The 777-nt window shown below is 38.8% G+C and carries 2 protein-coding genes; both read left to right on the plus strand.

What is annotated here, in order from left to right:
- Positions 1-470: Ppx/GppA phosphatase family protein (locus tag AC1DRQ_RS31935; RefSeq protein ID WP_477430238.1), on the plus strand; the 470-nt coding region annotated here is incomplete at its 5' end.
- 174 nt (positions 471-644) lie between these two features.
- Positions 645-777, plus strand: a 133-nt coding sequence (locus AC1DRQ_RS31940; RefSeq protein ID WP_477430240.1) for a flavoprotein, incomplete at its 3' end; no start/stop codon positions are given.

Genomic DNA, 777 nt, shown 5'->3' on the forward strand with positions numbered 1-777 from the left:
ACATTGACGTAGGCGGGGGTAGTACAGAACTTTCACTTTTCTCGGCAGGCGAACTGATGGCGTCTAAATCATTCAACATAGGTACCATCAGGATCCTGGATAATCAGGATACCGAGGAGACCTGGAATGAAATGAAGGATTTTATACGCGAGCATACCCGTGGGTTTAAACAATTGTCGGGCATTGGTACCGGTGGTAATATTAACAAGTTATATAAGCTGTCTGAAGAAGAAAACGAGGCCCCTATGGCCTTTGTCAAACTGAAATCGCTATATTCCTATCTTACATCGTTCTCATTAAAGGACCGTATCAATGTGCTGGGCCTTAACCAGGACCGTGCCGATGTAATTATCCCGGCATGTGAAATATATCTTACGGTTATGAAAAATGCAGGTATTAAACATATATATGTTCCCAGAGTAGGTATGGTTGATGGTATTATTCAGTTACTTATAGAGAAAAATTCATAAAAAGATAACATAAAATTATTTTTACAAATTTGTTTAATAATTAGAAAACTGTTACTACATTTGTAATGCCCTCTCAAGGGCATGTTTTTCATAGGTAGATGTAGGGTCGGGTACAAGTTATTCGACCCTTTTTTGTGCCCRTAACTTTTGCCTGTTTGGGTTGTTGGATTAATCATGAAGAAGAAGATTGTAGTTGCTATTACGGGTGCCAGCGGCGCTATTTATGCCCATTTGTTATTAAAAAAATTAGATCAGCTAAAAGATCAGATAGCCGAGATAGCCATCGTAATGTCTGACAATGCAAAGG

It is taken from the genome of Mucilaginibacter sp. P4_E8 (assembly GCF_056401495.1).